Below are 25,890 nucleotides of genomic sequence, written 5' to 3'. Positions count from 1 at the left end.
GGGCGTCGGCTAGACTCGTCGCGTACCTCGGGGTGTGGCGCAGCTTGGTAGCGCGCGTCGTTCGGGACGACGAGGTCGCAGGTTCAAATCCTGTCACCCCGACCAGTGCTCAGGGGCCGCCGTGAGGCGGCCCCTGAGTCGTTCTCGCCGGTGTCTGCCCGCGCGGCGGTTCGTCCCGTCCGCACCGGGGCACCGGTGGGGCGATGACCGAGTGGTTGCTCCTCCTCGCCGCCGTCGCGCTGACCGCGCTCACCGGCTTCTTCGTGGCCGCCGAGTTCTCCCTGACCACGGTCGACCGTGGCCGGGCGGAGGAGGCCGCGGCAGCCGGTGACCGCCGCGCCCGTGGGGTGGTCACCGCCCTGCGGTCGCTGTCCACCCAGCTGTCGGCCGCCCAGCTCGGCATCACCCTGACCACGCTGGTCGTGGGGTACCTCGCCGAGCCGGCGCTGGGCCACCTGCTGCACGGCCCGCTGGAGGCGCTCGGCCTGCCGGCCGGCGCGGTCACCGGCGTCTCCTACGGCGTGGCCCTGGCCCTGGCCACCGTGCTGCAGATGCTGCTCGGCGAACTCGGTCCCAAGAACCTGGCGATCGCCAAGCCGCTCGCCGTCGCCGCCGCGGTGGCGCCCGGCATGCGGGCGTTCACGCGCGTCTCCGCCGTCGTGGTCAACGGGCTGCAGGCGGTGGCCAACGGCATCGTCCGCCGGCTCGGGATCGAGCCCCGCGAGGAGCTGGACTCCGCCCGCGGCGCCGACGAGCTGGCCGCCGTGGCGCGCCGCTCCGCCGAGGAGGGCGACCTCTCCCCCGTGGCCGCCCGCCTGCTGCAGCGCTCGCTGGGGCTGCGGCAGAAGCTCGCCACCGACGTCATGACCCCGCGCACCCGCCTGTGGACGCTGCGGGCCGGTGCCACCGCGGCCGACGTGATCGCCGCGTCGGTGGAGTCGGGCAACTCCCGCTTCCCGGTCTTCGGCGCCGACCTGGACGAGGTCACCGGGGTGGTGCACGTCAAGCACGCCGTCGCCGTCCCGGAGGGCGAACGCGCCACCCGCACCGCCGGTGAGCTGGCCGCCCCGGTGCTCGCCGTCCCGTCGTCGCTGCAGCTGGAGCGGCTGCTGGACCTGCTGCGCGAGCAGGGCCTGCAGATCGCCCTGGTGGTCGACGAGTGGGGCGCCACCCACGGCGTGGTGACCCTGGAGGACATCGTGGAGGAGCTGGTCGGCGAGATCGCCGACGAGACCGACCGGCCGCTGCGCACGCTGCGCCGGGCCGACGACGAGACCTGGCTGCTGTCGGGGCTGCTGCGCCCCGACGAGGTCCGCGACCGCACGGGGGTGCCGGTGCCGGAGGGCCGCTACGAGACGCTGGCCGGGTTCCTCGCCGAGCGGCTGCAACGGCTGCCGGAGGTGGGCGACACCGTGGACCTGGAGGGCGCCCGGCTCACCGTGGAGACCCTGGACGGACGGCGGGTGGCTCGGGTGCGCGCCGACCGGGTCGAGGTGCCCGTCGACGGGGTGGCGGCATGAGCGACGTCGTCAGCCTGCTGGTCCTCGTCGCGCTGCTGCTGGGCAACGCGTTCTTCGTGGCCGCCGAGTTCGCCCTGGTCTCCGCCCGTGTCGACCAGATCGAGCCGCGCGCCGAGGCCGGCTCGGCGAGGGCGGGCAAGACCCTCGCCGCGATGCGGAACGTCTCGCAGATGATGGCCGGGGCGCAGCTGGGCATCACGCTGTGCTCGCTGGGGCTGGGGGCCGTCGGCGAGCCGGCGGTGGCCCACCTCATCGAGCGGCCCATGGCGGCCCTCGGCGTCCCCGAGGGGCTGCTGCACCCGATCGCGCTGGTGATCGCGCTGTCCATCGTGACCGTGCTGCACATGGTGCTCGGCGAGATGGTGCCCAAGAACATCACCATCGCCGGCCCGGACCGCGCCGCGCTGGTGCTGGGCCCGCCGCTGGCGGCACTCGTGCGCGTGCTCAAGCCGTTCATCTGGTCCTTCAACACCGTGGCCAACGCCTTCGTCCGGCTCTTCGGCGTCCAGCCCACCGACGAGGTGACCGCCAGCTTCGACGAGGCCGAGATCCGCTCGATGATCACCCAGTCGCGCAAGCAGGGCCGGCTGGGCACCGAGGTCAGCGAGCTCGCCGCCGGAGCGCTGATGTTCGAGCAGCACGCCGTGGAGTCGGTGCTGCTGCCGCTGGACCGGGTGGTCACCGTGCCCCGGACCACGACGCCGCGGCAGCTGGAGGCCGTGGTCGCCGAGCACGGCTTCAGCCGCTACCCGGTGCGCGGTGCGGACGACGCGCTGACCGGGTTCGTGCACGTGAAGGACGTGCTGGCCGTCGAGGGCGAGGCGCGCGACCGGCCGATCGCCGAGGAGCACCTCACCCCGCTGGTCCCGCTGGCCCCGCGGTCGGGGCTGCCCGACGTGCTCGCCGAGATGCGCACCCAGGGCGCCCACCTCGGCCACGTGGTGCGGGACGGTGCCACGGTCGGCGTCGTCGCCCTGGAGGACGTGCTGGAGCAGCTGATCGGTGACGTGCGGGACGCCGCGGTGGACCACGCCGGGGCCGACGCACGGGTCGGGGCGGGAGCCGGGGGAAGATGAGCAGGTGAGAGCCGAGCCCGCCGCCGAGTCCGGCGTGATCACCCCCGCGACGCCGACGCCCTACGCGGCCGCCCTCCCGCCGGAGGTCACCGCCCGGTGGCAGGCCCGGTTCCGCGCGCCGCGGGTCAGCCTGCCCGACTGGGCGCGCGACGCACCGCACCGCTGCCTGTACTCCTCCGACGTCAGCGGCGTCGTCGAGCAGTACGCCTGGGACCGCACGACCGACGCCCACCGGCAGGCCACCGACCGGGCCAACGGCACGCTGATCGGCACCCTGAGCCCCGACGGCGAGACGATCTGGTGGTTCGCCGACACCGACGGCGACGAGTTCGGCGTCTGGATGGTGCAGCCCTTCGCCGGCGGCGACGACCGCGTCGCCGTCCCCGAGGTCGGGCCGGCCTACCCGGCGGGGCTGGAGATCGGCACGCGGGTGGTCGCCGTCGGCCGGTCCACCGACGAGGGCTCGGAGCTGTGGCTGGCCCCGGCCGGCGGGACGCCGCGGGTGGTCTACCGGCACGAGGACCCCGCCTCGGTCGACGCCCTGGCCCACGACGAGGACCTGCTGGTCATCTCGCACTCCGAGCACGGCGACCCGCGCTACCCCGCCCTGCGGGTGCTGCGCACCGACGACGAGTCGGTGGTCGCGGAGAAGTGGGACGGCGAGGGGCGCGGGCTGCACGCGCTGGAGTTCGCCCCGCTGCCCGGCGACCGGCGGCTCCTGGTCGGCCACGAGCGCCGCGGCCGCGAGGAGGTGCTCGTCTGGGACGTCGGCACCGACACCGAGACCGAGGTGGTGCTCGACCTGCCCGGCGACGTGACCGCCGGCTGGTACCCCGACGGCTCCGCGCTGCTGGTCGGCCACGACCACGCGGCCCGCAGCGAGCTGTACCGCTACGACCTGGCCACCGGGTCGCTGGAGCGGCTGGACACCCCGCGCGGCGTCGTCCGGGGCGCCACCGCCCGCCCCGACGGCACGGTGGAGCTGGCCTGGTCCAACGCCGAGCTGCCCCCGGTGATCCGCCGGGCCGACGGGCCGGTCGTGCTGGCCGCGCCCGGCGAGGAGCCGCCGGCCGCCTACCCGGTCGAGGACCGCTGGGTGCCCGGGCCCGGTGGGGACATCCACGCGCTGGTCGTCCGGCCGGCGGGGCCGGCGCCGTACGCGACGGCGTTCCTGGTGCACGGCGGCCCGGAGGCCGCCGACGACGACTCCTACCGCGCCCGCCGCGCCGCCTACGTGGACGCCGGCTACGCGGTCGTGCACGTCAACTACCGGGGCTCCACCGGCTACGGCAGCGCCTGGCGGGACGCCCTCACCGGCCGCCCCGGGCTCACCGAGCTGGAGGACGTCGCCGCCGTCTACGACGCCCTGGTCGCCGAGGGGCTCGTGGACCCGTCGCGTGCGCTGCTGTCCGGCGGGTCGTGGGGCGGCTTCCTCACCCTGCTGGGGCTGGGCACGCAGCCGGACCGCTGGGCCGCGGGGATCGCCGAGGTACCGGTCGCGGACTACCTGGCCGCCTACGAGGACGAGATGGAGGGCCTGCGGGCCTACGACCGGGCACTGTTCGGCGGATCACCGGAGGAGGTGCGTGAGGTCTACGTCCGCTCCTCGCCGATCACCTACGTCGACGCCGTCCGCGCGCCGGTGCTGGTGGTGGCCGGGGCGAACGACCCGCGCTGCCCCATCCGGCAGATCGACAACTACCTCGGCGAGCTGGAGCGGCTGGGCAAGCCGCACGAGGTGTACCGGTTCGACGCCGGGCACGGGTCGCTGGTCATCGAGGAGACCATCCGCCAGGTCGAGGTCGCGCTCTCCTTCGCACTGCGGAACGTCCAGCCGTAACGGCCGGACCGGCCTCGCCCCTCCCCGCCCCGAGCCGGCGCAGGACGGGGAGGGACGAGGCCGTCCCTCAGCGGGACTGCGCGATCAGTTCCGCGATCTGGACGGTGTTGAGGGCGGCACCCTTGCGCAGGTTGTCGTTGCTGACGAACAGCGCCAGGCCCCGGCCGTCGTCGACGCCCTGGTCCTGCCGGATGCGGCCGACGTAGCTCGGGTCGTTGCCGGCGGCCTGCTGCGGCGTCGGGACGGTGGTGAGCTCCACGCCGGGCGCACCGGTCAGCAGCTCGGTGGCGCGCTCGACCGACAGCGGCCGGGCGAACTCGACGTTCAGCGACAGCGAGTGACCGGTGAACACCGGGACCCGCACGCAGGTGCCCGACACCCGCAGGTCCGGGATGCCGAGGATCTTGCGGCTCTCGTTGCGGAGCTTCTGCTCCTCGTCGGTCTCGAACGTCCCGTCGTCGACCAGCGAGCCGGCCATCGGCAGCACGTTGAACGCGATGGGCCGCACGTACTTGACCGGCTCGGGGAAGGTCACCGCCGCGCCGTCGTGGGTGAGCTCGGCGGCCTTGTCCACCACGGCCTTGACCTGGGTGTCGAGCTCCTCGACGCCGGCCAGCCCGCTGCCGGAGACCGCCTGGTAGGTGCTGGCGACGATGCGCACCAGCTGCGCCTCCGCGTGCAGCGGGGCCAGCACCGGCATCGCGGCCATGGTGGTGCAGTTGGGGTTGGCGATGATGCCCTTGCGCATCTCGCCGAGCGCGTGCGGGTTGACCTCGGCGACGATCAGCGGGACGTCGGGGTCGCGCCGCCACGCCGAGCTGTTGTCGATCACGGTGACGCCGGCCTCGGCGAACCGCGGCGCCTGCACCCGCGAGGTGCTCGCCCCGGCGGAGAAGAGCGCGACGTCCAGGCCGGAGGGGTCGGCGGTCGCGGCGTCCTCGACGGTGATCTCGCCGTCCCCCCACGGCAGGGTGCTGCCGGCGGAGCGGGCGGAGGCGAAGAAGCGCAGCTCGCCGACCGGGAACCGGCGCTCGGCGAGGATCGTGCGCATGACGGCGCCGACCTGGCCGGTGGCGCCGACGACGCCGACGCGCAGGCCGTCCTTGCTGAACAGGCTCATCGTCCGGTCCCTCCGTAGACGACGGCCTCGGCCTCGTCCGTGCCGAGGTCGAAGGCGTCGTGGACCGCGCGGACGGCGAGGTCCACGTCGGTGTCGCGGCACACCACGGAGATGCGGATCTCCGAGGTGCTGATCAGCTCGAGGTTGACCCCCGCGTCGGCGAGCGCGCCGAAGAAGCGCGCCGAGACGCCCGGGTGCGAGCGCATGCCCGCGCCGACCAGCGACACCTTGCCGATGTGCTGGTCGAAGCGGGTGTCGGTGTAGCCGACGGTGTGCTTGACCCGCTCCAGCGCGGCCAGCGCGGCCGGTCCGTCGCTCTTGGGCAGCGTGAAGGAGATGTCGGCGAGCTTGCTCGCCTCGGCCGACACGTTCTGCACGATCATGTCGATGTTGATCTCGGCGTCGGCGAGCACGCGGAAGATCTGCGCGGCCTCACCCGGCCGGTCGGGCACCCCGTAGACGGTGATCTTCCCCTCGGAGCGGTCGTGCGCGACGCCGGTGATGATGGCCTGTTCCACCGTGAGGTCCTCCATCGAGCCGGTCACGATCGTGCCGGGGAGCTGGGAGTAGGAGCTGCGGACGTGCACCGGGATGCCGTAGCGGCGGGCGTACTCGACGCAGCGAAGCATGAGCACCTTCGCACCGGACGCGGCGAGCTCGAGCATCTCCTCGTACGTCACGGTGTCCAGCCGCCGGGCGTTCGGGACGATCCGCGGGTCGGCGGTGAAGACGCCGTCGACGTCGGTGTAGATCTCGCAGACGTCGGCCTGCAGCGCGGCGGCGACGGCCACCGCGGTGGTGTCCGACCCGCCGCGGCCGAGCGTCGTCACGTCCTTGGTGTCCTGGCTGACGCCCTGGAACCCGGCGACGATGACGATCGCGCCGTCGTCGAGGGCGTCGCGCAACCGGCCCGGCGTGACGTCGATGATCCGGGCCTTGCCGTGGCTGGAGGTGGTGAGCACCCCGGCCTGCGAGCCGGTGAACGACCGCGCCTCGTACCCGTGGGTGTTGATCGCGATGGCCAGCAGGGCCATGGAGATGCGCTCACCCGCGGTGAGCAGCATGTCCAGCTCGCGGCCGGCCGGGTCGTCGGTGATCTGGGCCGCCAGGTCCAGCAGCTCGTCGGTCGTGTCCCCCATGGCGGAGACCACCACGACGACGTCGTTGCCGTCCTTCTTGGCCGACACGATGCGCTCGGCGACGCGCTTGATGTGCGCGGCGGAGGCGACGGATGATCCGCCGTACTTCTGGACGACGAGGGCCACGGGTCCACAGGCTACCGACGTCCGCGCACGGCGTGCTTGCGTGCCCCGGGACGGCGGGATGTGATCACCGGGTGGACGATCCCGCGCGCTGGCTGCTGACCGCCGAGGAGCGCGGGAACCCGGCCACCAGCCTGCCGGCGTGGACCGAGGGCAACCTGGCAGAGCCGCTGGTGCACGGCGCCACCTACTTCGACCGGCTCGTCGACTGCGTGGAGGCCCTCGACGAGGGCGACCACCTCTTCTTCACCGACTGGCGGGGCGACCCGGACGAGCAGCTGCGCCCCGGCGGGCCCACGGTCGCCCAGCTGTTCACCGAGGCCGTGCGCCGCGGGGTCTGCGTGCGCGGGCTCGTGTGGCGCTCCCACATGGACCGGCTGTCGTTCAGCAAGGAGGAGAACCGCGCGCTCGACGCCGAGGTCGAGCACGGCGGCGGCGAGGTGATCCTCGACCAGCGGGTGCGCCGCTTCGGCAGCCACCACCAGAAGTTCGTCGTCTGCCGGCACGACCAGGACCCGACGCGGGACACCGCGTTCGTCGGGGGCATCGACCTGTGCCACGGCCGCCGGGACGACGCCGCGCACGCCGGCGACCCGCAGTCGCTGCCCATGGCCGACGCCTACGGGCCGCGGCCGCCGTGGCACGACGTCCAGCTGATGCTGCGCGGGCCGACGGTCGGCGTCCTGGACACCGTGTTCCGGGAACGGTGGGACGACCCGACCAGCCCCGACGCCGACCACCCGATCGCCTGGGTGCGGGACAAGCTGCACCACGCGCGGCTGCGGGCCGACCCGCTGCCGCCGCAGCTGCCGCCGCCCCCGCCGTGCGGTCCGATGGTCGTGCAGAACCTGCGCACGTACCCGGCGATCCGGCCGCCGTACGACTTCGCGCCGGCCGGCGAGCGGTCGGTGGCCCGCGGGTACTCGAAGGCGATCGAGCGGGCCCGGCGGCTGGTCTACCTGGAGGACCAGTACATGTGGTCGGCCGACGTGGCCCGGCTGTTCGCGCAGGCCCTCGCCGACCGGCCCGACCTGCACCTGGTGGTCGTGGTCCCCCGGGTGCCCGACCAGGACGGCGCGGTCGCCGAGCGCTCGCAGTACGTCGGTCGCTGGCAGGCGCTGGAGATGTGCCGGCGGGCCGGCCGCAACCGGGTGCACGTCTTCGACGCGGAGAACCACGAGGGGACGCCGGTCTACGTGCACGCCAAGGTCTGCGTGGTCGACGACGTGTGGGCCAGCGTGGGCAGCGACAACTTCAACCGCCGGTCCTGGACCCACGACAGCGAGCTGTCCTCCGCCGTCCTGGACACCACCCGCGACCCCCGTGAGCCCCGCGACCCGGCCGGCACCGGCGACGGCGCCCGCGTGTTCGCCCGGGACCTGCGGCTGGAACTGGCCCGCGAGCACCTCGACCGGGCTCCGGACGGCAGCGAGGACGCCGACCTGCTCGACCCGGACGCGTTCGTCCGCGCCTTGGAGGACAGCGCCGGGGCACTGGAGGCCTGGCACGCCGGCGGCCGGCGCGGCCCGCGCCCGCCCGGCCGGCTGCGCCCGCACCGGACCGAGCGGCTGTCACTGCCCACCCGCCTGTGGGCGACCCCGGTCTACCGGTTCGTCGACGACCCCGACGGCCGGCCCTGGCGGATGCGGCTGGCCAAGCGCTTCTGACCCGTCTCCCGCGGCCCGGCCCCCGGCCCTCCCGGCCACCGCGGGCCCGTCCCCGGAGCCGACCGTTCCCCGGAGCCGACCACTCTCCCTGCGGAAGCTCGTGCTCTGCCCGCCCTGAGGGGCGGAGCACGATGGGCGACCCGGTAGTACACCCCTCCGGAGCCTCGTGCTCTGCCCACGACTGTGGGCAGAGCACGAGCTTCCACAGACCGAGGTGTCCGCTCCCCTCCGACGCGCTGCACCGCGAGCCTCGTCGGGGTGGGCGGGATCGACCTCGGCGGTTGGCTGCGCCGGATCCGCCGAGTGGCCGACCTCTCGCAACGTGAGCTGGCGGCCCGGATCGGCGTCTCGAAGTCCGCGGTGGCCGCGGTGGAGAGCGGCCGCTCCGGCCTCGATGCGCGCGCCGTGGCGCGCGCGGCCGAGGTGGCGGGGTTGCGGCTCGTCCTCGTCGACGCGCAGGGCCGGCAGGTGCCCGGCATGGACCCCGACGCCGTGCGGGACGCGGCCGGCCGGCTGTACCCGGCGCACCTCGACACCCGGTACTCCGACGAGGGCTGGTGGCACGACGAGCACCGCTACAGCCGCGATCATGTCTGGTACACGTTCGACCGCGACCGGCTCCGGCGCGATGCCCGCCGTGACCGCACCGGCACGCCCGACGACCACCAGCTCCCCCGGGCCGGCGACGCGCCGTGGCAGCGCGCCGAGGCCCGCCGCCTGGCGCGGTGGCAGAAGTGGAGAGCAGAACGGCAGCGGAGGTTCCTCTCCGGCGAGCTGAGCGGCATCGGCGTGGGCTTCGACTGCACCTGCCCGCCGCGGTGCGACGAGGCCGACGACGGCAACGGCCCGCCCGTGCACGCGCCCGACTGCGCGTGTGGCTGCGACCTGGCCTGACGCGCTGCTACCGTGGGGGCGTGCGCGGCAGCCTCCTGCTTACCCGCCGCGGCGAGGCCCTCTCCTAGGTCGGCCCCCTCGCCGCGGAGTCCGCGCGTCCCCGGCGCCTGCTGACCGCACCCACGGAGCTGAGTCCAGCCCGCGCCAGAGGAGCGAACCCCCGTGAGCAGGAACATGAGCGAGAACCACCCGCACGTCCGGCACCCCCAGCAGCCCTCGGGCATGCCGGTCCACCGCTACGCACCGTTCACCCCGGTCGTGCTGCCCGACCGCACCTGGCCCGACACGGTCACCACCGTGGCCCCCCGCTGGTGCGCCGTCGACCTGCGTGACGGCAACCAGGCCCTGATCGACCCCATGACGCCCGACCGCAAGCGGCGGATGTTCGAGCTGCTGGTCCGCATGGGCTACAAGGAGATCGAGGTCGGCTTCCCGGCGGCCAGCCAGACCGACTTCGACTTCGTCCGCCAGCTCATCGAGGACGACCTGGTACCCGACGACGTCACCATCCAGGTGCTGACGCAGGCCCGCGACGAGCTGATCGAGCGCACCTACGAGTCGCTGCGCGGCGCCAGGCAGGCGATCGTCCACCTGTACAACTCGACCTCCACGCTGCAGCGCCGCGTCGTCTTCGGCTCCGACCGCGCCGGCATCGTCGACATCGCCGTCCACGGCGCGCAGGTGGTCCGCAAGCTGGCCGAGCAGATGACCGGCACCGAGATCTCCTTCGAGTACTCGCCGGAGTCCTTCACCGGCACCGAGCTGGACTTCGCCGTCGAGGTCTGCAACGCCGTCACCGACGTCTGGGAGCCCACCCCCGACCGGCCGACGATCATCAACCTGCCGGCGACGGTGGAGATGGCCGAGCCGACGGTGTACGCCGACCAGATCGAGTGGATGCACCGCAACCTGGGTCGTCGCGACGCCGTCGTGCTGAGCCTGCACCCGCACAACGACCGCGGCACCGCCGTCGCCGCCGCCGAGCTGGGGTACCGCGCCGGCGCCGACCGCATCGAGGGCTGCCTGTTCGGCAACGGCGAGCGCACCGGCAACGTCGACCTGGTCACCCTGGGCCTGAACCTGTTCAGCCAGGGCATCGACCCGCAGATCGACTTCAGCGACATCGACGAGATCCGCCGCACCGTGGAGTACTGCAACCAGCTGGGCGTCCACGAGCGGCACCCCTACGGCGGCGACCTGGTCTACACGGCCTTCTCCGGCTCGCACCAGGACGCGATCAACAAGGGCTTCAAGGCGCTGGAGGCCGACGCGCGGGCGGCCGAGAAGCCGGTGGACCAGATGCCCTGGGCCGTGCCGTACCTGCCGATCGACCCCAAGGACGTCGGCCGCAGCTACGAGGCCGTGATCCGGGTGAACAGCCAGTCCGGCAAGGGCGGCGTCGCCTACATCATGAAGACCGAGAACCAGCTGGACCTGCCGCGCCGCCTGCAGATCGAGTTCAGCGCCGTCATCCAGCGGCACACCGACGACGAGGGCGGCGAGGTCACCGCCCAGCAGATGTGGACGGCCTTCTCCAGCGAGTACCTGCCCGACCCGGACTCCCCCTGGGGCCGGTTCGCGCTGTCCGGCCACCGGCACACCGCGCACGGTGACCAGCTGGACGAGATGGTGGTCGAGCTGGTCGACAACGGCGTCCCGACGACGATCCAGGGCCGCGGTAACGGGCCGATCGCCGCGTTCGTCGACGCGCTGAAGACCGTCGACGTCGACGTCCGCGTGCTCGACTACGCCGAGCACGCCATGTCCGCCGGCGGCGACGCCCGGGCCGCGGCCTACGTCGAGTGCGCCGTGGGCGACCGGGTGCTGTGGGGCGTGGGGATCGACCCGAACATCGTCAGCGCGTCGCTGCGCGCGGTCGTCTCGGCGGTGAACCGGGCCCAGCGGTGAGGTGGTCCGGGGCGGCGCGTCGGACCCCGACGGGGCATCATCCGGGGATGTCGCAGCTGGCCCCCTACCTCGTGGTGCGCGACGCCCGCGCGGCGATGGCCTGGTACGCCGACGCGCTCGGCGCCCGCGTGGTGGGCGACCCCCACGTCTCCGACGACGACCGCATCGGCCACGCCGAACTCGACGTCGGAGGAGCCACCCTCTACCTCGCCGACGAGTACGCCGAGCTCGGCCTGGCTGCCCCCGACGGGGGCCGGGTCAGCGTCACCCTGCACCTGTCGGTACCGGACGTGGACGGCGCCGTGGCCCGCGCGGCCGCCGCCGGGGCGACCGTCGAACGCGAGCCGGCCGACGCCCCCCACGGGCGCACCGGCGTCGTCGTCGACCCGTTCGGACACCGCTGGATGCTGCAGACCCCGGCCGGGTCCCCCGCCGCCGCCCGACCCCCGATGCGCCCCGGCGACACGGTGTACCTGACCCTGCGCGTGCCCGACGGTGCCCGCGCCCGCGACTTCTACGAGGCCGTGCTCGGCTGGTCGATGAGCCCCGGGCGCGTGGACGACGACTGGGAGGACCAGGCCGTCACCCCCGTGGTGGGCATCGCCGGCGGCGCGACCCACGACCTCGGCGCGGTGCCGGTGTACGCCGTCGACGACATCGAGGTCGCCGTCGCCGCGGTGCGCACCGCCGGCGGCCGGGCCGGGGAGGTCGAGCGGCACCCCTACGGGCTGTCCGCGTACTGCCGGGACGACCAGGGCCTGCCGTTCTGGCTGGGCCAGCTGAGCTGAGTCACCCGCCGGGAACCGACCGCGGAGGGTCCTCCGGCGGCGCGTCGCCGGGCTCGTCCCCGCGGTAGACGCGGTCCTGGTGGCTGCCGTCGGCGAGCTCGTCGACCAGCAGCAGGTCGCGGCGGACGTGCCGGCGCCGGTAGGCCACCCGGCTGATCATGTGCGCGCTGACCGGGGCGGTGAGCAGCTGGAAGGCGGCCACGAGCAGCAGCATCCAGGTCGCCGACCAGCCGTTGAGCCGGATCGCCCCGCCGACCATGATCAGCAGGACCCCGAGCACCTGCGGCTTGGTGCCGGCGTGCATCCGGGTCAGGACGTCGGGGAAGCGGACCAGGCCCAGCCCGGCGGTGAGGCAGAGGAAGGCGCCGGCCAGCAGGCAGCCGATCGCCAGGACGTCGGCCACGCCGGTCACCGGCGTCCCTCCTGCACCTCGGCGGCGACCGGCAGGCCGAGGTCCCGCCCGTCGCCGGTGCGGGCGCGCACCAGCATCCCGCCGACGTAGCGGGCGATCGACACCGAGCCGACGAAGGCCAGCAGCGAGACGACGACGAGCACCGGCACCACCGTGGGGTTCCGCTCGAGCGCGGCGTACACCGCGAGGCCGGCGGAGATGATGACCAGCAGCGTGTCGGTGGCGACCACCCGGTCCAGCAGCGACGGGCCCAGCACGAGCCGGACCAGCGCCAGCAGCGCTCCCCCGCCGATGAGGGCGTACAGCACGTACGTCACGACGGTCACCGGCCCGACTCCAGGGCCTCGACGTCGGCGGCCGAGCCGAACGCCCGGACCAGCCGGGTCTCGGTGCGCAGCACGTCCTCCTTCTCGCGCGCCACGGCCTCATGGTCGCGCGCGTGCAGCAGGTGCACGGTGATCAGCCGCTCCTCCCGGTCCAGGTCGAGCACCAGCGAGCCGGGGACCAGCGAGGTCGCCTCGGCCACCATCGTCAGCAGCAGGTCGGAGTCGGCGCGCAGCTGGACCCGCACGATCGCCGACCGCTGCGCGCCGCCCGGGCGCAGGGCCAGCCAGGCCACCTGCGCGGCGGAGACGAGCAGGTCGACGGCGAAGTGGCCGAGGAAGACCAGCAACGGCACCAGGCGCACCCGGACCCCGCCGACGACGTGCGGCAGCGGCAGGAGCACGAGGACGGCCAGCGCCACCACCACCCCGCTGATGACGTTGGCCCAGGACCAGGTGCCCCACAGCAGCATCCAGACCAGGACGAGCCAGGCGACCAGCGGCACCTGGTGGCGCAGCCGGGTGGCGACCGGTTCCACGCTCACGGGGTCTGCTCCCCGCCGAACACCGCGGAGACGTACGGGGTCCGGTCCAGGAGGTCCTCGGCGGCGCGGTCGGCGATGCCGTACAGCGGGCCGGCCAGCCCGGTGAGCGCGACGGTGACCGTGGCCAGCGCGGCGGTGGCCGCCACCATCGTCACCGGCAGCGGGCGCAGGGCACGGACGCTGGCCGCCGCTGGGGGCAGGTCCGGCTCGGCCGCGGTCGCCACCCGCGTGTGCCGGCGCCACGCGACCTGGAACGCGGTGCGGGAGGCGTCGCCGTCCGCTGCCGGGCCGCCGTCCGCGGTCTGCCCGTTCCCGGATCCGGCGTCGGCCGCGGCGGCGGCCGCGGTGTCGTCGGCCGGAGCCTGCGTCGGCGGCCGCCAGAAGGCGCGGGTCCACACGCGGGCGATGGCCAGGAGGGTGAGCAGGCTGGTCACGACCCCGCCTGCGACCAGGACCATCGCCAGCGAGCTGCCCTCCGCGACCCCGGCCTGCAGCAGGCCGAGTTTGCCGATGAAGCCCGACAGCGGCGGGATGCCGGCCAGGTTCATCGCCGGCACGAAGAAGAGCACGGCCAGCAGGGGCGAGCGCCGGGCCAGCCCGCCCAGCTTGTTGACCGACGTCGTCCCGCCCTGGCGTTCCACCAGGCCGGCGACGAGGAACAGCGTGGTCTGGATGGCGATGTGGTGGGCGACGTAGAAGACGGCGCCGGCCAGCCCCGCGGCCGTTCCCAGGGCGATGCCGAACACCATGTAGCCGATGTGGCTGACCAGGGTGAACGACAGCAGCCGACGGAGGTCGGTCTGCGCGACCGCACCGAGGATGCCGATCACCATCGTGGCCAAGGCCGCCCACATCAGCAGGTCGTCGAGGGCGCCGTCGGGGAACAGCAGGGTCTGGGTGCGGATGATCGCGTAGACGCCGACCTTGGTGAGCAGGCCGGCGAAGACCGCGGTGACCGGCGCCGGCGCGGTCGGGTAGCTGTCGGGGAGCCAGGCCGACAGCGGGAACACCGCGGCCTTGATGCCGAAGGCGATGAGCAGCATCGACTGCAGCAGCACCTGTGTGCCCTCGGGCAGCTCGCCCAGCCGCACCGCGAGGTCGGCCATGTTGACCGTGCCGGTCGCGGCGTAGACCAGCCCGATCGCGGCGAGGAAGAGCAGCGAGCTGGTCAGGCTGACGATGACGTAGGTGATGCCGCCCCGGATGCGTGGCGCCGTGCCGCCGAGGGTCAGCAGCACGTAGGAGGCCATCAGCAGGATCTCGAAGCCGACGTAGAGGTTGAACAGGTCGCCGGCGAGGAAGGCGTTGCTCACCCCGGCCACCAGCACCAGGAACGTCGGGTGGAAGATCGACAGCGGCGTCTCCTCCTGCCCGTCGGCCGCGCCCTGGCCGACGGCGAACACGAGGACGCCGAGGGCCACGGTGGAGGCGACCACCAGCATGAGCGCCGACAGCCGGTCGACGACCAGGACGATGCCCAGCGGGACCGGCCAACCGCCGACGGAGACCGCGGTGGCGCCGTCGGCGTCCGCGGTCAGCAGCAGGGTCACCGAGACCGCCAGCACCGCGGTGAGCACGGCGATGCTGAGGCTCCGCTGGGTGCGCGGGTAGCCGGAGGCCAGCAGCGCGCAGGCCGCGCCCAGCAGCGGCAGGAGGACCGGCAGCGGCGTGAGGACGCCGGTCACCGGGCCCCCGTCCCGGCGGGCAGGTCGACGTCGTCGGCGGGCACGTCCTCCACGTCGGGGACGTGCAGGCTGTCGGCGTGGCCGGCCGCGCGGTCCTCCGGGGCGAGGTCGTCGGGGTCGAGCTCGTCGACGTCGGTGCCCGAGCGGGCGGCGACGCGGCGGTCCTCCTCGTCGGTGCCGACCACCTCCTGGTGCACCAGCCGCCAGGAACGGTGGATCATCGCGAGCACGAACGCCGAGACGCCGAAGGTGATGACGATCGCGGTCAGGATCAGCGCCTGCGGCAGCGGGTCGTTCATCTCCTCCGGCTCGGAGTAGCCCAGGATCGGCGCCAGCCCGGCCACCCCACCGCTGGACAGCAGCAGCAGGTTGGTGGCGTTGCCCAGCAGCAGGAAGCCCAGCAGCACGCGGGTGAGGCTGCGGTCGAGCAGCAGGTACACCCCCGCCGCGTAGAGCCCGCCGATGATCACGGGCAGCACGACGGTCGGGGTCATCGGACCACCACCTCCCCGGGGGTGAGTTCGATCGGGTCCTCCTCGTCCTCCTGGCGGTCCAGCTCCGCGCCGAGGCTGCGGAGCACGTCGAGGACCAGGCCGACGACGATGAGGTAGACGCCGATGTCGAAGAACAGCGAGGTCACGAGCTTGATGTGGCCCAGCACCGGCAGGTCGGTCTCGAGGATGGCCGTCTGCAGCACCTCGGCGCCCAGCAGCAGGCCGCCCACGCCGGTGCCGCCGGCGAACAGCAGCCCCGCCCCCAGCAGCACGCCGGGGGCGACCGGCGCGGCCTCGCCCAGCTCGTAGCGGCCACCGGCGAGGTAGCGCAGCACCAGGGCCAGGCCCGCGACCAGGCCCCCGGCGAAGCCGCCGCCGGGCTCGTTGTGCCCCGAGAACAGCAGGTAGAGGGAGAACACCATGATCGTGTGGAACAGGATCCGGGTGATCACCTCGAGCACCACCGAACGGCGGGCGGGGTCGAGGATCGCGGTGGCGGCCAGCCAGCGGTCGCGCGGCGCCCGCCTGCTGCGGCGGCGACGCTCCGCGAGGGCGGAGCCGGTGATGCGCTCGACCCCGCCGGTGCGCCCGCGGAGGAAGACCAGGCTGGCCACGCCGGTCGCGGCGACGACCAGGAGCGAGATCTCGCCGAGGGTGTCCCAGGCGCGGATGTCGACCAGCGTCACGTTGACGATGTTCTTGCCCCCGCCGAAGGCGTACGCCTCGTCGGGGTAGTCGACCGAGACCGGCGTCGCGGTGCGCGCGGACAGCGCCACGGCGCCCACGGCGGCCATGAACGCCCCGACGGCGGCGGCGATGACCCCCCGGACGGCGCGCTCCCGGGGCCGGTGGCGCTCGGTGATGTCCTTGGGCAGCTTGCGCAGCACGAGGACGAAGACGACGAGGGTGAGGGTCTCGACGAGGAACTGGGTCAGCGCGAGGTCCGGGGCCCCCTGCACCACGAACAGCACGGCGCACCCGTAGCCGGTCACGCCGACGACCAGGACCGCCGAGAGCCGCTGCCGGATGCGCAGGGCCAGCAGCGCCGCGGTGATCACGACGACGCCGACCATCGCCTGCACCGGGGTGTCCCAGGCCCGCCACTCCCCCGGCCACGGGGCACGGGTGAGCAGGATCGTGCCCGGCAGCGCCAGGACGACGACGAGGATCGTGCCCAGGTAGGCCGGCAGCGAGCCACGCTGGGTGGTACCGGTGACCAGCACGGAGAGCCGGTCGATGCCCTGGACGACGTTCCAGTAGCCCTCGTCGGCCGAGGCCCCCACCGCGATCCGCCGCTGCACCCGGTTGAGCGGGGCGCGGACGGCGAACAGGGCGGCACCGCCGAGCAGGGTGACCGCGGTCAGCGCCAGGGCAGGCTGCAGGCCGTGCCACAGCGCGAGCTCCACGTACTCGGGGGCGAGCAGGGGCAGCGTCTCGGCGTACCCGCCGACCAGCGGCTCCAGCAGCGGGCTGACCGGCCCGGCGACCAGCCCGGCCAGGGCGAGCACCGCCGGTGCGGCGAGGAACAGCGCACCCGGCGGGTGTCCGGGCTCGGTGTCGGGCACCCCCCGCTTGGCGGCGAAGGCGCCCCAGAGGAACCGGAACGTGTAGGCGGCGGTGAGCACCGAGCCGACGACCAGCCCGGTCAGCTCGACCACGGCCGCGGTGCGCGAGGGCAGGCCGCCCTCCCACAGCGCGGTGAAGGCCGCCTCCTTGCCGACGAAGCCGAACAGCGGCGGCACCCCGGCCATCGAGGCGCCGGCGAGCAGGCCGATGCCGGCGAGCACGGGGAGCCGCCGGCCCAGCCCGGACAGCTTCCGCAGGTCACGGGTGCCGGTGGCGTGGTCGATGACCCCGACGGTGAGGAACAGCGTCGACTTGAACAGGGCGTGCGCGATGGTCATCGCCAGCCCGGCCGCCGCCAGTTCCCGGCTGCCTGCACCCACGAGCACCAGGAGGAAGCCGAGCTGGCTGACGGTCCCGAAGGCCAGCAGCAGCTTGAGGTCGTTCTGCCGCAGCGAGCGGTAGCCGCCGACGAGCATGGTGGCCAGCCCGAGGCCCAGCACGACCGGCCGCCACCCGGGGACGTCGGCGAACCCGGGGGCGAGCCGGGCGACGAGGTAGATGCCAGCCTTCACCATCGCCGCGGCGTGCAGGTAGGCGCTGACCGGCGTGGGCGCCTCCATCGCGGCGGGGAGCCAGAAGTGGAAGGGCACCATCGCCGACTTGGTCACCGCACCGGCGAGCACCAGCGCCGTCCCGGCGACCATGGCGGTCCCGCTGCCCGGGTCGGCCACGACCTCCGACAGCAGGTACGAGCCGCTGGCCTGCCCGATCAGGATCAGCCCGACGAGCATCGCCAGGCCACCGGCGGTGGTCAGGATCAGCGCCTGCGACGCCGCCCGCCGCGCGGCCAGCCGCTGCCCCGAGCCGCCGATGAGCAGGAAGGAGAAGACGGTGGTGAGTTCCCAGAAGACGTACAGGAGCAGCAGGTCGTCGGCGAGGACCAGGCCGAGCATGGAGCCGGCGAAGGCGGTGAGCGACCCGGCGAACCGGCCGGTGCCCTCCTCGCCCGGCTCGAAGTAGCGGGCGCAGTACACGAACACCAGCGCGCCCACCCCGGTGACCAGCGCGGCGAAGGCGAGCGCGAGGGCGTCCAGCCGCAGTGCGACGTCGAGGTCGAGGACGGGGATCCACGGCACCGTCTCGCGGACCTCGTCCCCGGCGAGGACGGCGCGCAACTGCGCGAGGGTCCAGACGAAGCCGGCGGCCGGCACCAGGGCGAGGACCAGGAACGCCTGCCGCCCCCACCACCGCACGAACACGGGCGCGAGCACGCCGGCGAGCAGGTGGAGGAGCAGCAGAACTAGCACGGGTCTCCCGGGAGTCGGAGGGCGGCTCGGGGACCACAGACGTCGGTCGACGACGGCCGGCGGTACCGGGGAGTCTACCCGGAGGCGCGTTCCGGGTCGGCCGCGCTGCAGGGCCCGCCGCGAGCCGGCCAGTGGTGGGGGGGCAGCGGGCTCCCCCTAGCCGCCGGGCCGGACCAGCCCGCTCTCGTAGGCGAACGCGACCGCCTGCACGCGGTCGCGGAGGCCCAGCTTGAGCAGTACCCGGCTCACGTGGGTCTTGACCGTCGCCTCCCCCAGGTACAGCCGCGCGGCGATCTCGGCGTTGGTCAGCCCGGCCGCGACCAGTTCCAGCACGTCGGTCTCCCGGTCGGTCAGCTCGGCCAGCGCGGCTGCTCGGCCGGGGTCGGGTGCCGGCGCGGCGGCGAAGCTCTCGATGACCCGCAGCGTCACCGCCGGGTCGAGCAGGCCCTGCCCCGCCGCCACGGTGCGCACCGCCGCGACGAGGTCCTCCGGCGGGGCGACCTTGAGCAGGAACCCGCTGACCCCGGCCCGCAGCGCGGCGGCGACGTACTCGTCCTCGTCGAAGGTGGTCAGCACGATGATGCGGGTCGACAGGTCCGCGGCGGACAGCCGGCGGGCGGCCTCGAGGCCGTCCATGCCCGGCATGCGGACGTCGAGCAGGACGACGTCCGGCCGCGTCTCCGTCACCACGCGGACGCCGGCCGCGCCGTCCGCCGCCTCGCCGACCACCTCGATGTCGGGCTCGGCGGCGAGCACCATGCGCAGCCCGGTGCGCACCATCGCCTGGTCGTCGACGAGCACCACCCGGATCGTCATGCCCCCACCTCCGCGGGGCTGGCCGCCACCGCCACGGGGAAGGTCGCCCGCACCCGGTAGCCGCCGCCGCGCACCGGCCCGACCTCCAGGCGTCCGCCGGCGACCGCCACCCGCTCCCGCATGTGCAGCTGACCGTGCCCGCCGCTGCCGGTGGGGACCTCGGCGCCCACCCGCGGCCGGCCGTCGTCGACGACGGTCACGGTGACCGCGTCCGGGGCGTGGGCGACCGTCACCCGGGTCGCGGCGGCACCGGCGTGCCGGACGACGTTGGACAGGGCCTCCTGCACCACCCGGACGGCGGAGACGTCGACCAGCTGCGGCAGCTCGACCGGCTGTCCGGTGACGGTGAGCTCGACGGGCATGCCGGCGGAGCGCAGCTCGTCGAGGACGGCGTCCAGGCGTGACAGCGAGGGCTGCGGCGCGGGTGCTCCGTCGGGCTGCTCGCGGAGGATCCCGACCACCCGGCGCATCTCGTCGACCGAGTCCCGCCCGAGGCGTTCCAGGCCGAGCAGCACCTCCTGGGCCTCGGGGTGGTCGGGCAGCAGCCGCCGCAGCCCGCCCATCTGCAGCACCATGACGCTGACGGAGTGCGCGACCGAGTCGTGCACCTCGCGGGCGATGCGGGCCCGCTCCGCCACCACGGCAGCCCCCGCCACCGCCTCCTGCTGCTCGGCCAGTCGGCGCGCGAGCACCTGCAGCTCGTACGAGCGCCCCTGCACCTGGCGGACCAGGAAGCCGACGCCGTAGGCCGCGGCGGTGACGAGCAGGTAGAAGACGCCCTCCCACGGGGACGGCGAGAACACCACCCCCGTCGCGACGACGACCGCGCTGGTGACCGCCGCGACCCGCACGCCGCGCCGGACCGGCAGGACCGCCGCGGCGTGCCCCACGAGCAGGCCCATCCCGATGAGCTGCGTGCCCCCGGGCCCCGGTGTGCCGAGGGCGGCGTTGCCGAGCACCGACAGCGAGCCGAGCACCGCGGTCGACTCCGGCCACCGGCGGCAGACGCCGAGCAGCAGGCCGACGGCGACGCCGGGGAGGGAGGTGACGAGCGGGAACCCGTAGAACTCGTCGATCGCGGTCTCCACGACCGAGAGCAACGCGGCGAGCACGCCGACGACCGGCCAGACGAGACGGGCACGGCCGCGCGAGGACCAGGACATGGCGGGCACGCTAGGGGCCGCCCGGGGCCGAGGGGATCCCCCACGCGGCCGAACGGTGTGTCGTCCGGGTCCGTCGCACGGCGGACCCCGGTCGGTGCGCGGCGACGGACGCGCAGGTCACAGCCCCGTTCCTAGGTTTCTCCCCGACACCGCACCGAGGCGGTGCACCGACTCGACGAGGGACCATGACCACCGACGTCCGCACCACCCCCGCCCCCACGCCCCCCGCGCGGACCTCCCGTTCGGCCGGCTCGCTCCTGCTGCCGATCGCCGGCGGCGCGCTGATCGCCGGATCACTGCTCTACGTCGCCGGCATGGCGACGTCGCCGCCGTCGGACTCCATGGCGGCCGCCGACTACATCGCCTCCCTGGCCCGGGACGAGGGGCAGACCACGCTCTCGGCGATGCTGCTGCACTACGGCAACACCGCCCTGGCCCTGTCCTGGCTGGGGGTCCCGGCGCTCGTGCGGGGTCGGCGCGGCCGGATCCCGACGGTCGTCGGCGCCCTCCTGTCGGCGGTCGGGCTGGTCACCGTGGCCGGCTTCGTCCTCTACGACTACTGGACCGCCGCCATCGGCCGGGAGCTCGACCCGGCCACGGCCGTGGCCCTCTACGACGGGGTCGCGGCGAACCCGGGCGTGGCCGTGGTCGGCGTCCTGACCCTGCTCGGCCTGCTGGGGCCGCTCGTGGGCTACGCCGGCCTGGCCCGGGCCGGGGTGGTCGGCTGGTGGCTGCTCGCCCCGGCGGTCGCCGCCCTCGTGGGCTCGATGGCGCTGCCGTTCTCCCCGCTGCCCCACGCCGGACTCGCGCTGCTGGGCGCCGTCCCGCCGGTGGTCATCGGACTGCGGATGATCGCCCGCCGCCGCGCCGAGCGGGCCGTCGCCTGACGCGACACCCGGCGCCCGCCCGCTCCTCCACGCGCACCACGGCCCCGGGTGCTCCTGCACCCGGGGCCGTGGCGCGCGTGGGACGTCCCCCGGCCGGGCCGGCTCGCGCCCCCGGCGTCAGCCCTCGGCCAGCTCGGCGGCCTCGAGCCAGTCGCTCTCGACCTGGTCCTTCTCCGCGAGGACCGCCCGCAGCCGCTCGTCGAGCTCCAGCACCCTCGTGTGGTCGGTGGCCGCGGCGGCGAGCTGGCCGTGCAGCTGCTCCTCCTCGGCGGTGAGCTTCTCCAGGCGCCGCTCCAGGCGGGCCGCCTCCTTGCGGGCGGCCCGCACGTCACCGGCCGAGCGGGCCGGCGCAGCTTCCGCGGCGGACGCGGGCCCCGCCGTCCCACCGGTGGACGCCGTCGCGCCGGACGCCGACGGCAGCTGCGCCTCACCGGCCGCCCGGCGCGCCAGGTACTCCTCGACCCCGCCGGGCAGGGCGGCCAGCGAGCCGTCGCCCATGAGCGCCACCACCGAGTCGCACACCCGGTCGACGAAGTACCGGTCGTGGCTGACCACCAGCACCGTGCCGGGGAAGCCGTCGAGCAGGTCCTCGAGCGCGGTGAGCGTGTCGATGTCGAGGTCGTTGGTCGGCTCGTCGAGCAGCAGCACGTTCGGCTCGGCCATGAGCAGCCGCAGCAGCTGCAGCCGCCGCCGTTCGCCCCCGGAGAGGTCGCCCACCGGCGTCCACTGCCGGGACGCCGGGAAGCCGAACCGCTCGGCGAGCGAGGACGCCGAGATCTCCTGGTTGCCGATCCGCGCGATCCGGGCGATCTCCTGCACCGCCTCCAGCACCCGGGCCCTCGGCGGCAGCTCGGTCACGTGCTGGGAGAGGTAGGCCGGCGCCACGGTCTGGCCGCGCACCACCCGGCCGCGGTCGGGCTCGGTCTCACCGACCAGCAGCCGGAGCAGCGACGTCTTGCCCGCGCCGTTGACCCCCACGATGCCGATCCGGTCCCCGGGGCCGACGTGCCAGGTGAGGTCGGAGAACAGCGTCCGCGGACCCTCGTCGGTGCCGACCGCGTAGTCGACGTCCTCCACGTCGTACACGGTCCTGCCCAGGCGGCGGGCGGCGAAGCCGGCCAGCGCCATGGAGTCCCGCGCCGGTGGCTCGTCGGCGATGAGCGCCTGCGCCGCCTCGATGCGGAACCGGGGCTTGCTGGTGCGCGCGGGCGGTCCGCGGCGCAGCCAGGCCAGCTCCTTGCGGACCAGGTTGAGCCGGCGCTCCTCGGTCACCGCCGCGATCCGGGCGCGCTCGGCGCGGGCCAGGGTGTAGGCGGCGTACCCGCCCTCGTAGGCGTGCACCGCCCCGTCGGCCACCTCCCACGTCGTGGTGCACACCTCGTCGAGGAACCACCGGTCGTGGGTGACGACGACCAGTGCACCGACCCGGCGCTTCACGTAGTCGGCGAGCCAGGCGACCCCCTCGACGTCGAGGTGGTTGGTCGGCTCGTCGAGCACGAGCAGGTCCAGCGGCCGGACCAGCTGGGCGGCCAGCGCCACCCGGCGCCGCTCGCCACCGGACATGGGGGCCACCGGCGAGTCCAGGCCCAGCCGGTCGAGCTCCAGACCGGTCAGCACGCTGCGCACCGCGGGGTCGGCGGCCCACTCGTGCTCGGCGGCGAAGAGGCTCGGGGGGAGGACGACGTCGCGGACCGTGGTCCCCGGCGGCAACGTGCCGGACTGGTCCAGCACGCCCATCGCCAGGTCGCCGCGGCGGGTGACCCGGCCGGTGTCGGGCTCCTCGCGACCGGTGAGGACGCCGAGCAGCGTGGACTTGCCACTGCCGTTGCGGCCGACCACGCCGATGCGCTCACCGGCGGCGATCCCGAGGGAGACGTCGTCGAGCAGCACCGTCGTGCCGTGTGCCTTCTGCACCCGCTCGAGGTTGACCAGGTTGAGGGGTGCGCTCATCGGCTTCTGGGGGAGGTCATGGGAACACCAGTATCCGCGCACGCCGGGCCCTGGTCCCGACCCCCTCGGGACACCGGCCCCTGGCCGGCGGGACGGCCGCCGCACGACGCTGCCAGCCGAGCGGCCGGCACCGCCACCAGTGCCCCGCAAGCAACCCGCAAGCCCCGCTTGCCGAGCAGGGGCCGGCGTCGGTCGAGCACTCGCTGGTCGCCGTCAACTCCGAGCGCTTCCCGGACGGCACGCCGGTCGACCTGACCGCCCTGCAGTCCCGGGGACGGCGACCCGCGGGCTGGCTGGTCGACCTCCGTCACCGGATCGCCGACGGCGCCGCCGTCCGGGTGGAGCTCGCCGCGGACCTCGCCGACCGGTGCCCGCCGCTGTGGTTCGACGAGGTCCACCACGTCACGAGCGGAGTCCCCTCGACCTCCCTGCTGGCCTTCCACGGCGCCGGCGTCCGGCCGGGCTCGCTGCTGGGCCCGCACCGGGTGGTCGCGCTGGGGCTGGGGACGGGCGACGCCGTCGGGGAGGTCCGCTGGTGGACGCGCTCCGGCGTCGTCGACACGGTGACCGTCGCGCCGGGCCTGCGCCGACGCGGGGTGGGAGGCGTGCTGGTCACCGTGGCCGAGGCGCTGCGCGTGCTGCGCGGCTGGGCCCCGCTGCGCTGCGACGGCCGGCTCACCGACGCCGGCGCGGCGTGGCTGGCCGCGGCCCCGCCGCACTGGGCGCCGCGGCCGGCGCCCAGCAGCGAGCGGCTCCCCGACGCGGTGGACGCCGGCGGTCCCACCGGCGGGTCGCCACGGAGGGCCTTCAGCCGACGGGGGTGACCGCGACCGCCACCCCGAGCCAGGCCCGCAGCGCGCCGTCGGAGAGCAGCCGGCCGACGCGGCGGGACTGCTCCTGCGCCTCCGTCCAGCGCGGGTCCGCGCCGTGGCGGCGGGCCACCTCGTCGTCCACCGCGTCGGCGCGCCTGCTCCACTCGTCCGGGCTGTCGCCGAGGTCGGCGGTCGCGGTCTCCGCCGGCCGCAGCCCCGCCGCCTCGAGGAGGTCGAGCAGCTCGGCCTCGGTGGGGAACTCGTTGCCCTCGGGCAGCGGTGGCGGCAGCGGGCGGTCGGCGACGAAGACCAGCAGGCCCAGCCGGCCGCCGTCGCGCAGCACCCGCCGCAGCTCGGCCAGCGCCTCGGCCTTGTCCGACGTCGTGCAGAGCACGCCGAGGCACCAGGCCGCGTCGAACGTGCCGTCGGCGAAGGGCAGCCGCTGGGCGAGCGCGGTCACCGACGGCAGGCCGAAGAGCCGGGCGGACGCGCCCGCGGCGGCGTGCATCGGCTCGGCGCAGACCGCCCGCACGCCCCGCTCGGCGGCCAGCCAGCCGGCCGGACCGCCGACGCCGGCGCCGTCGTCGAGCACCCGGCTGCCGGGGGTGAGGTCCAGGCGGTCGGCCAGCCAGCGCAGCGCCCCCTCACTGCCGCTGCCCCGGCACCCCGCCGGGATCGCGTACTCGGGCCCGAGCGCGCGGACCGCCTCCTCGGTCCAGCGGGCGACGGTGCCGAACTCGGCCTCCATCGCCTCGCTCTCCAGCTCGCTCATGCGGCGACCTCCCTGATCGTGGCGGCCACCTCGGCCTTGACCCGCGCGCCCGCGTCCTCGCCGTCCGCCGACGCCAGGCCGGAGAGGTTCACCCCCACCACCCCGGGGACGGCGAGCAGCGCCCGCGCCTCCTCGACGGCGGTCGCGATCCCCGCCGCCCGCGGGTCGGCTGCGGCCAGCACCCGCTCCAGCGCGTCGTCGTCCACCTGCAGGCCGGGGAAGCGCTGCAGCACCCGCGCCGAGCGCTCGTCGGTGTAGACCGCGACCGCGGCGACGAACGGCAGCGTGGCCCCGGCGGCCCGGGCGGCGGCGACGAACGCGGCCACCTGCGCCGGCGTCCGGACGTGGTTGAGCACGCACACCTGCGCCCCGGCGCGCTGCTTGTCGGCGACCCGCGCCGGGCGCAGGTGCGCCGGCGGCGCGGCCGGCGACTCCGGGACGGCGACCGGCAGTCCGCCGGCCGCGGCCAGGGCGGTCAGCCGCGGGCCGTCGAGGTCGAAGACCTGGGTGGCCCCGGGGCGGACGTCGGGGCCGCGGGCGTCGCCGGTCACGCACAGCACCGCGTCCACGCCGACCGCGGCCAGCCCGGCCAGCTCCTGCTCGAGGACGACGCGGTTGCGGTCGCGGCAGGCCAGCGTCGTCCAGGGCCGCCCGCCGGCCGCGAGCACCTCCGCGGCCAGCAGGCTCGGCGGCAGGTCGGGGCGGTTGGCGTGCTCGCCGGCCAGCAGCCCGTCGGAGACCGGCCCGAGCACGCGGACGACGCGGCGCAGCGCGGCCCGGTCGAACGGCGGGACGGTGAGGTCGCTGAGCACCACCGGCCGGGTGCCGGCCAGGTCCAGCAGGCTGCCCGGCGCGGGCCGCGCGGGGGCCGGGCCGGGCGCGTCCCAGGCCGGCGCCGGCTCGTCGAGGAAGACGCAGCGGTGCTCGGCGACCTCGCACCGCTCGTCGGCCCGCACCCCGCCGCAGGGTCCGAAGACCATGCGCTTCGGGCAGCCCGGCCGGCGGGCGACGTCGTCCACGGTCGCAGCCTGACCCGGCCGGTCGCGGTCGGCCACCCGGCCGCCGCACCGTGTCGGTGAGGGT

General features: G+C 75.0%; 22 protein-coding genes and 1 tRNA gene. 10 read left to right on the top strand and 13 right to left on the bottom strand.

Annotation, left to right across the window (positions count from 1 at the left end):
* The first annotated feature begins 28 nt into the window (after window positions 1-28).
* From ACI78V_RS03040 to ACI78V_RS03025, 4 genes are all read left to right on the top strand, one after another.
* A tRNA-Pro gene (locus ACI78V_RS03040) sits at window positions 29-105 on the top strand.
* 98 nt (window positions 106-203) lie between these two features.
* Window positions 204-1,520 (top strand): hemolysin family protein, encoded by a 1,317-nt coding sequence (locus tag ACI78V_RS03035; RefSeq protein ID WP_456848785.1) that lies wholly within the window; start codon window positions 204-206, stop codon window positions 1,518-1,520.
* Window positions 1,517-2,596, top strand: coding sequence for a hemolysin family protein (locus ACI78V_RS03030; RefSeq protein WP_456848783.1), 1,080 nt, complete (start codon window positions 1,517-1,519; stop codon window positions 2,594-2,596). The genes ACI78V_RS03035 and ACI78V_RS03030 overlap by 4 nt, the downstream gene beginning before the upstream one ends.
* Before the next feature lie 4 nt (window positions 2,597-2,600).
* Window positions 2,601-4,436 carry a prolyl oligopeptidase family serine peptidase gene (locus ACI78V_RS03025; RefSeq protein ID WP_456848781.1) on the top strand — a complete coding sequence of 612 codons (1,836 nt, stop codon included), beginning with the start codon at window positions 2,601-2,603 and terminating at the stop codon, window positions 4,434-4,436.
* Between the two features lie 67 nt (window positions 4,437-4,503).
* Here ACI78V_RS03025 and ACI78V_RS03020 read toward each other — a convergent pair whose 3' ends face one another.
* Complete coding sequence (locus ACI78V_RS03020; protein ID WP_456848779.1) at window positions 4,504-5,556, bottom strand: aspartate-semialdehyde dehydrogenase; 1,053 nt, start codon at window positions 5,554-5,556, stop codon at window positions 4,504-4,506.
* On the bottom strand, window positions 5,553-6,821 hold the full coding sequence (locus ACI78V_RS03015) for an aspartate kinase (RefSeq protein ID WP_456848777.1): 1,269 nt from the start codon (window positions 6,819-6,821) through the stop codon (window positions 5,553-5,555). Before ACI78V_RS03015 ends, ACI78V_RS03020 begins: the two co-directional genes overlap by 4 nt.
* Window positions 6,822-6,892: 71 nt before the next feature.
* Between ACI78V_RS03015 and ACI78V_RS03010 the strand changes: the two genes are divergently transcribed.
* The 4 genes from ACI78V_RS03010 to ACI78V_RS02995 all read left to right on the top strand — a co-directional run bounded on the left by ACI78V_RS03010 (window position 6,893) and on the right by ACI78V_RS02995 (window position 12,075).
* Window positions 6,893-8,485 carry a phospholipase D family protein gene (locus tag ACI78V_RS03010; RefSeq protein ID WP_456848775.1) on the top strand — a complete coding sequence of 531 codons (1,593 nt, stop codon included), beginning with the start codon at window positions 6,893-6,895 and terminating at the stop codon, window positions 8,483-8,485.
* A 258-nt stretch (window positions 8,486-8,743) separates the two neighbouring features.
* Complete coding sequence (locus ACI78V_RS03005) at window positions 8,744-9,379, top strand: helix-turn-helix domain-containing protein (protein ID WP_456848773.1); 636 nt, start codon at window positions 8,744-8,746, stop codon at window positions 9,377-9,379.
* Window positions 9,380-9,541: 162 nt separating this feature from the next.
* Complete coding sequence (gene leuA / locus ACI78V_RS03000; RefSeq protein WP_456848771.1) at window positions 9,542-11,287, top strand: 2-isopropylmalate synthase; 1,746 nt, start codon at window positions 9,542-9,544, stop codon at window positions 11,285-11,287.
* 47 nt (window positions 11,288-11,334) lie between these two features.
* On the top strand, window positions 11,335-12,075 hold the full coding sequence (locus ACI78V_RS02995; RefSeq protein WP_456848769.1) for a VOC family protein: 741 nt from the start codon (window positions 11,335-11,337) through the stop codon (window positions 12,073-12,075).
* A gap of 1 nt (window position 12,076) precedes the next feature.
* On the opposite strand, the gene mnhG is transcribed toward ACI78V_RS02995, so the two are convergent.
* The 8 genes from mnhG to ACI78V_RS02955 all read right to left on the bottom strand — a co-directional run bounded on the left by mnhG (window position 12,077) and on the right by ACI78V_RS02955 (window position 20,386).
* A complete protein-coding gene (mnhG, locus tag ACI78V_RS02990) occupies window positions 12,077-12,487 on the bottom strand; it encodes a monovalent cation/H(+) antiporter subunit G (protein WP_456848767.1) in 411 nt (136 codons plus the stop codon).
* Complete coding sequence (locus tag ACI78V_RS02985) at window positions 12,484-12,813, bottom strand: monovalent cation/H+ antiporter complex subunit F (RefSeq protein ID WP_456848765.1); 330 nt, start codon at window positions 12,811-12,813, stop codon at window positions 12,484-12,486. The genes mnhG and ACI78V_RS02985 overlap by 4 nt, the downstream gene beginning before the upstream one ends.
* Window positions 12,810-13,355, bottom strand: coding sequence for a Na+/H+ antiporter subunit E (locus ACI78V_RS02980; protein WP_456848763.1), 546 nt, complete (start codon window positions 13,353-13,355; stop codon window positions 12,810-12,812). Before ACI78V_RS02980 ends, ACI78V_RS02985 begins: the two co-directional genes overlap by 4 nt.
* A complete protein-coding gene (locus ACI78V_RS02975) occupies window positions 13,352-15,040 on the bottom strand; it encodes a Na+/H+ antiporter subunit D (RefSeq protein WP_456848761.1) in 1,689 nt (562 codons plus the stop codon). The genes ACI78V_RS02980 and ACI78V_RS02975 overlap by 4 nt, the downstream gene beginning before the upstream one ends.
* Window positions 15,037-15,534, bottom strand: coding sequence for a Na(+)/H(+) antiporter subunit C (locus ACI78V_RS02970; RefSeq protein ID WP_456848759.1), 498 nt, complete (start codon window positions 15,532-15,534; stop codon window positions 15,037-15,039). The genes ACI78V_RS02975 and ACI78V_RS02970 overlap by 4 nt, the downstream gene beginning before the upstream one ends.
* A complete protein-coding gene (locus ACI78V_RS02965) occupies window positions 15,531-18,407 on the bottom strand; it encodes a Na+/H+ antiporter subunit A (protein WP_456848758.1) in 2,877 nt (958 codons plus the stop codon). Before ACI78V_RS02965 ends, ACI78V_RS02970 begins: the two co-directional genes overlap by 4 nt.
* A 156-nt stretch (window positions 18,408-18,563) precedes the next feature.
* Window positions 18,564-19,223: a response regulator gene (locus ACI78V_RS02960; RefSeq protein WP_456848756.1), complete on the bottom strand. Its 660-nt coding sequence runs from the start codon at window positions 19,221-19,223 to the stop codon at window positions 18,564-18,566.
* A complete protein-coding gene (locus ACI78V_RS02955) occupies window positions 19,220-20,386 on the bottom strand; it encodes a sensor histidine kinase (RefSeq protein WP_456848754.1) in 1,167 nt (388 codons plus the stop codon). The genes ACI78V_RS02960 and ACI78V_RS02955 overlap by 4 nt, the downstream gene beginning before the upstream one ends.
* A gap of 185 nt (window positions 20,387-20,571) precedes the next feature.
* On the opposite strand from ACI78V_RS02955, the gene ACI78V_RS02950 reads away from it, so the two are divergent.
* Window positions 20,572-21,273 carry a hypothetical protein gene (locus ACI78V_RS02950; RefSeq protein ID WP_456848752.1) on the top strand — a complete coding sequence of 234 codons (702 nt, stop codon included), beginning with the start codon at window positions 20,572-20,574 and terminating at the stop codon, window positions 21,271-21,273.
* 117 nt (window positions 21,274-21,390) lie between these two features.
* Here the strand turns inward: ACI78V_RS02950 and ACI78V_RS02945 are convergent, their stop codons facing one another.
* On the bottom strand, window positions 21,391-23,223 hold the full coding sequence (locus ACI78V_RS02945) for an ABC-F family ATP-binding cassette domain-containing protein (protein ID WP_456848751.1): 1,833 nt from the start codon (window positions 23,221-23,223) through the stop codon (window positions 21,391-21,393).
* Here ACI78V_RS02945 and ACI78V_RS02940 point away from each other — a divergent pair.
* Window positions 23,214-24,047, top strand: a complete 834-nt coding sequence (locus tag ACI78V_RS02940; RefSeq protein ID WP_456848749.1) for a hypothetical protein — start codon at window positions 23,214-23,216, stop codon at window positions 24,045-24,047. The genes ACI78V_RS02945 and ACI78V_RS02940 overlap by 10 nt on opposite strands.
* Here ACI78V_RS02940 and ACI78V_RS02935 read toward each other — a convergent pair.
* Window positions 24,031-24,807 (bottom strand): class I SAM-dependent methyltransferase, encoded by a 777-nt coding sequence (locus ACI78V_RS02935; RefSeq protein ID WP_456848747.1) that lies wholly within the window; start codon window positions 24,805-24,807, stop codon window positions 24,031-24,033. The genes ACI78V_RS02940 and ACI78V_RS02935 overlap by 17 nt on opposite strands.
* Window positions 24,804-25,826, bottom strand: a complete 1,023-nt coding sequence (locus ACI78V_RS02930; RefSeq protein WP_456848745.1) for a methylenetetrahydrofolate reductase C-terminal domain-containing protein — start codon at window positions 25,824-25,826, stop codon at window positions 24,804-24,806. Before ACI78V_RS02930 ends, ACI78V_RS02935 begins: the two co-directional genes overlap by 4 nt.
* Between the last annotated feature and the right edge of the window lie 64 nt (window positions 25,827-25,890).

This window comes from Geodermatophilus sp. SYSU D00742, from assembly GCF_054049935.1.
The sequence above is the reverse complement of the archived record's forward strand: the minus strand, read 5'-3'. Positions and strand labels throughout refer to the sequence as shown.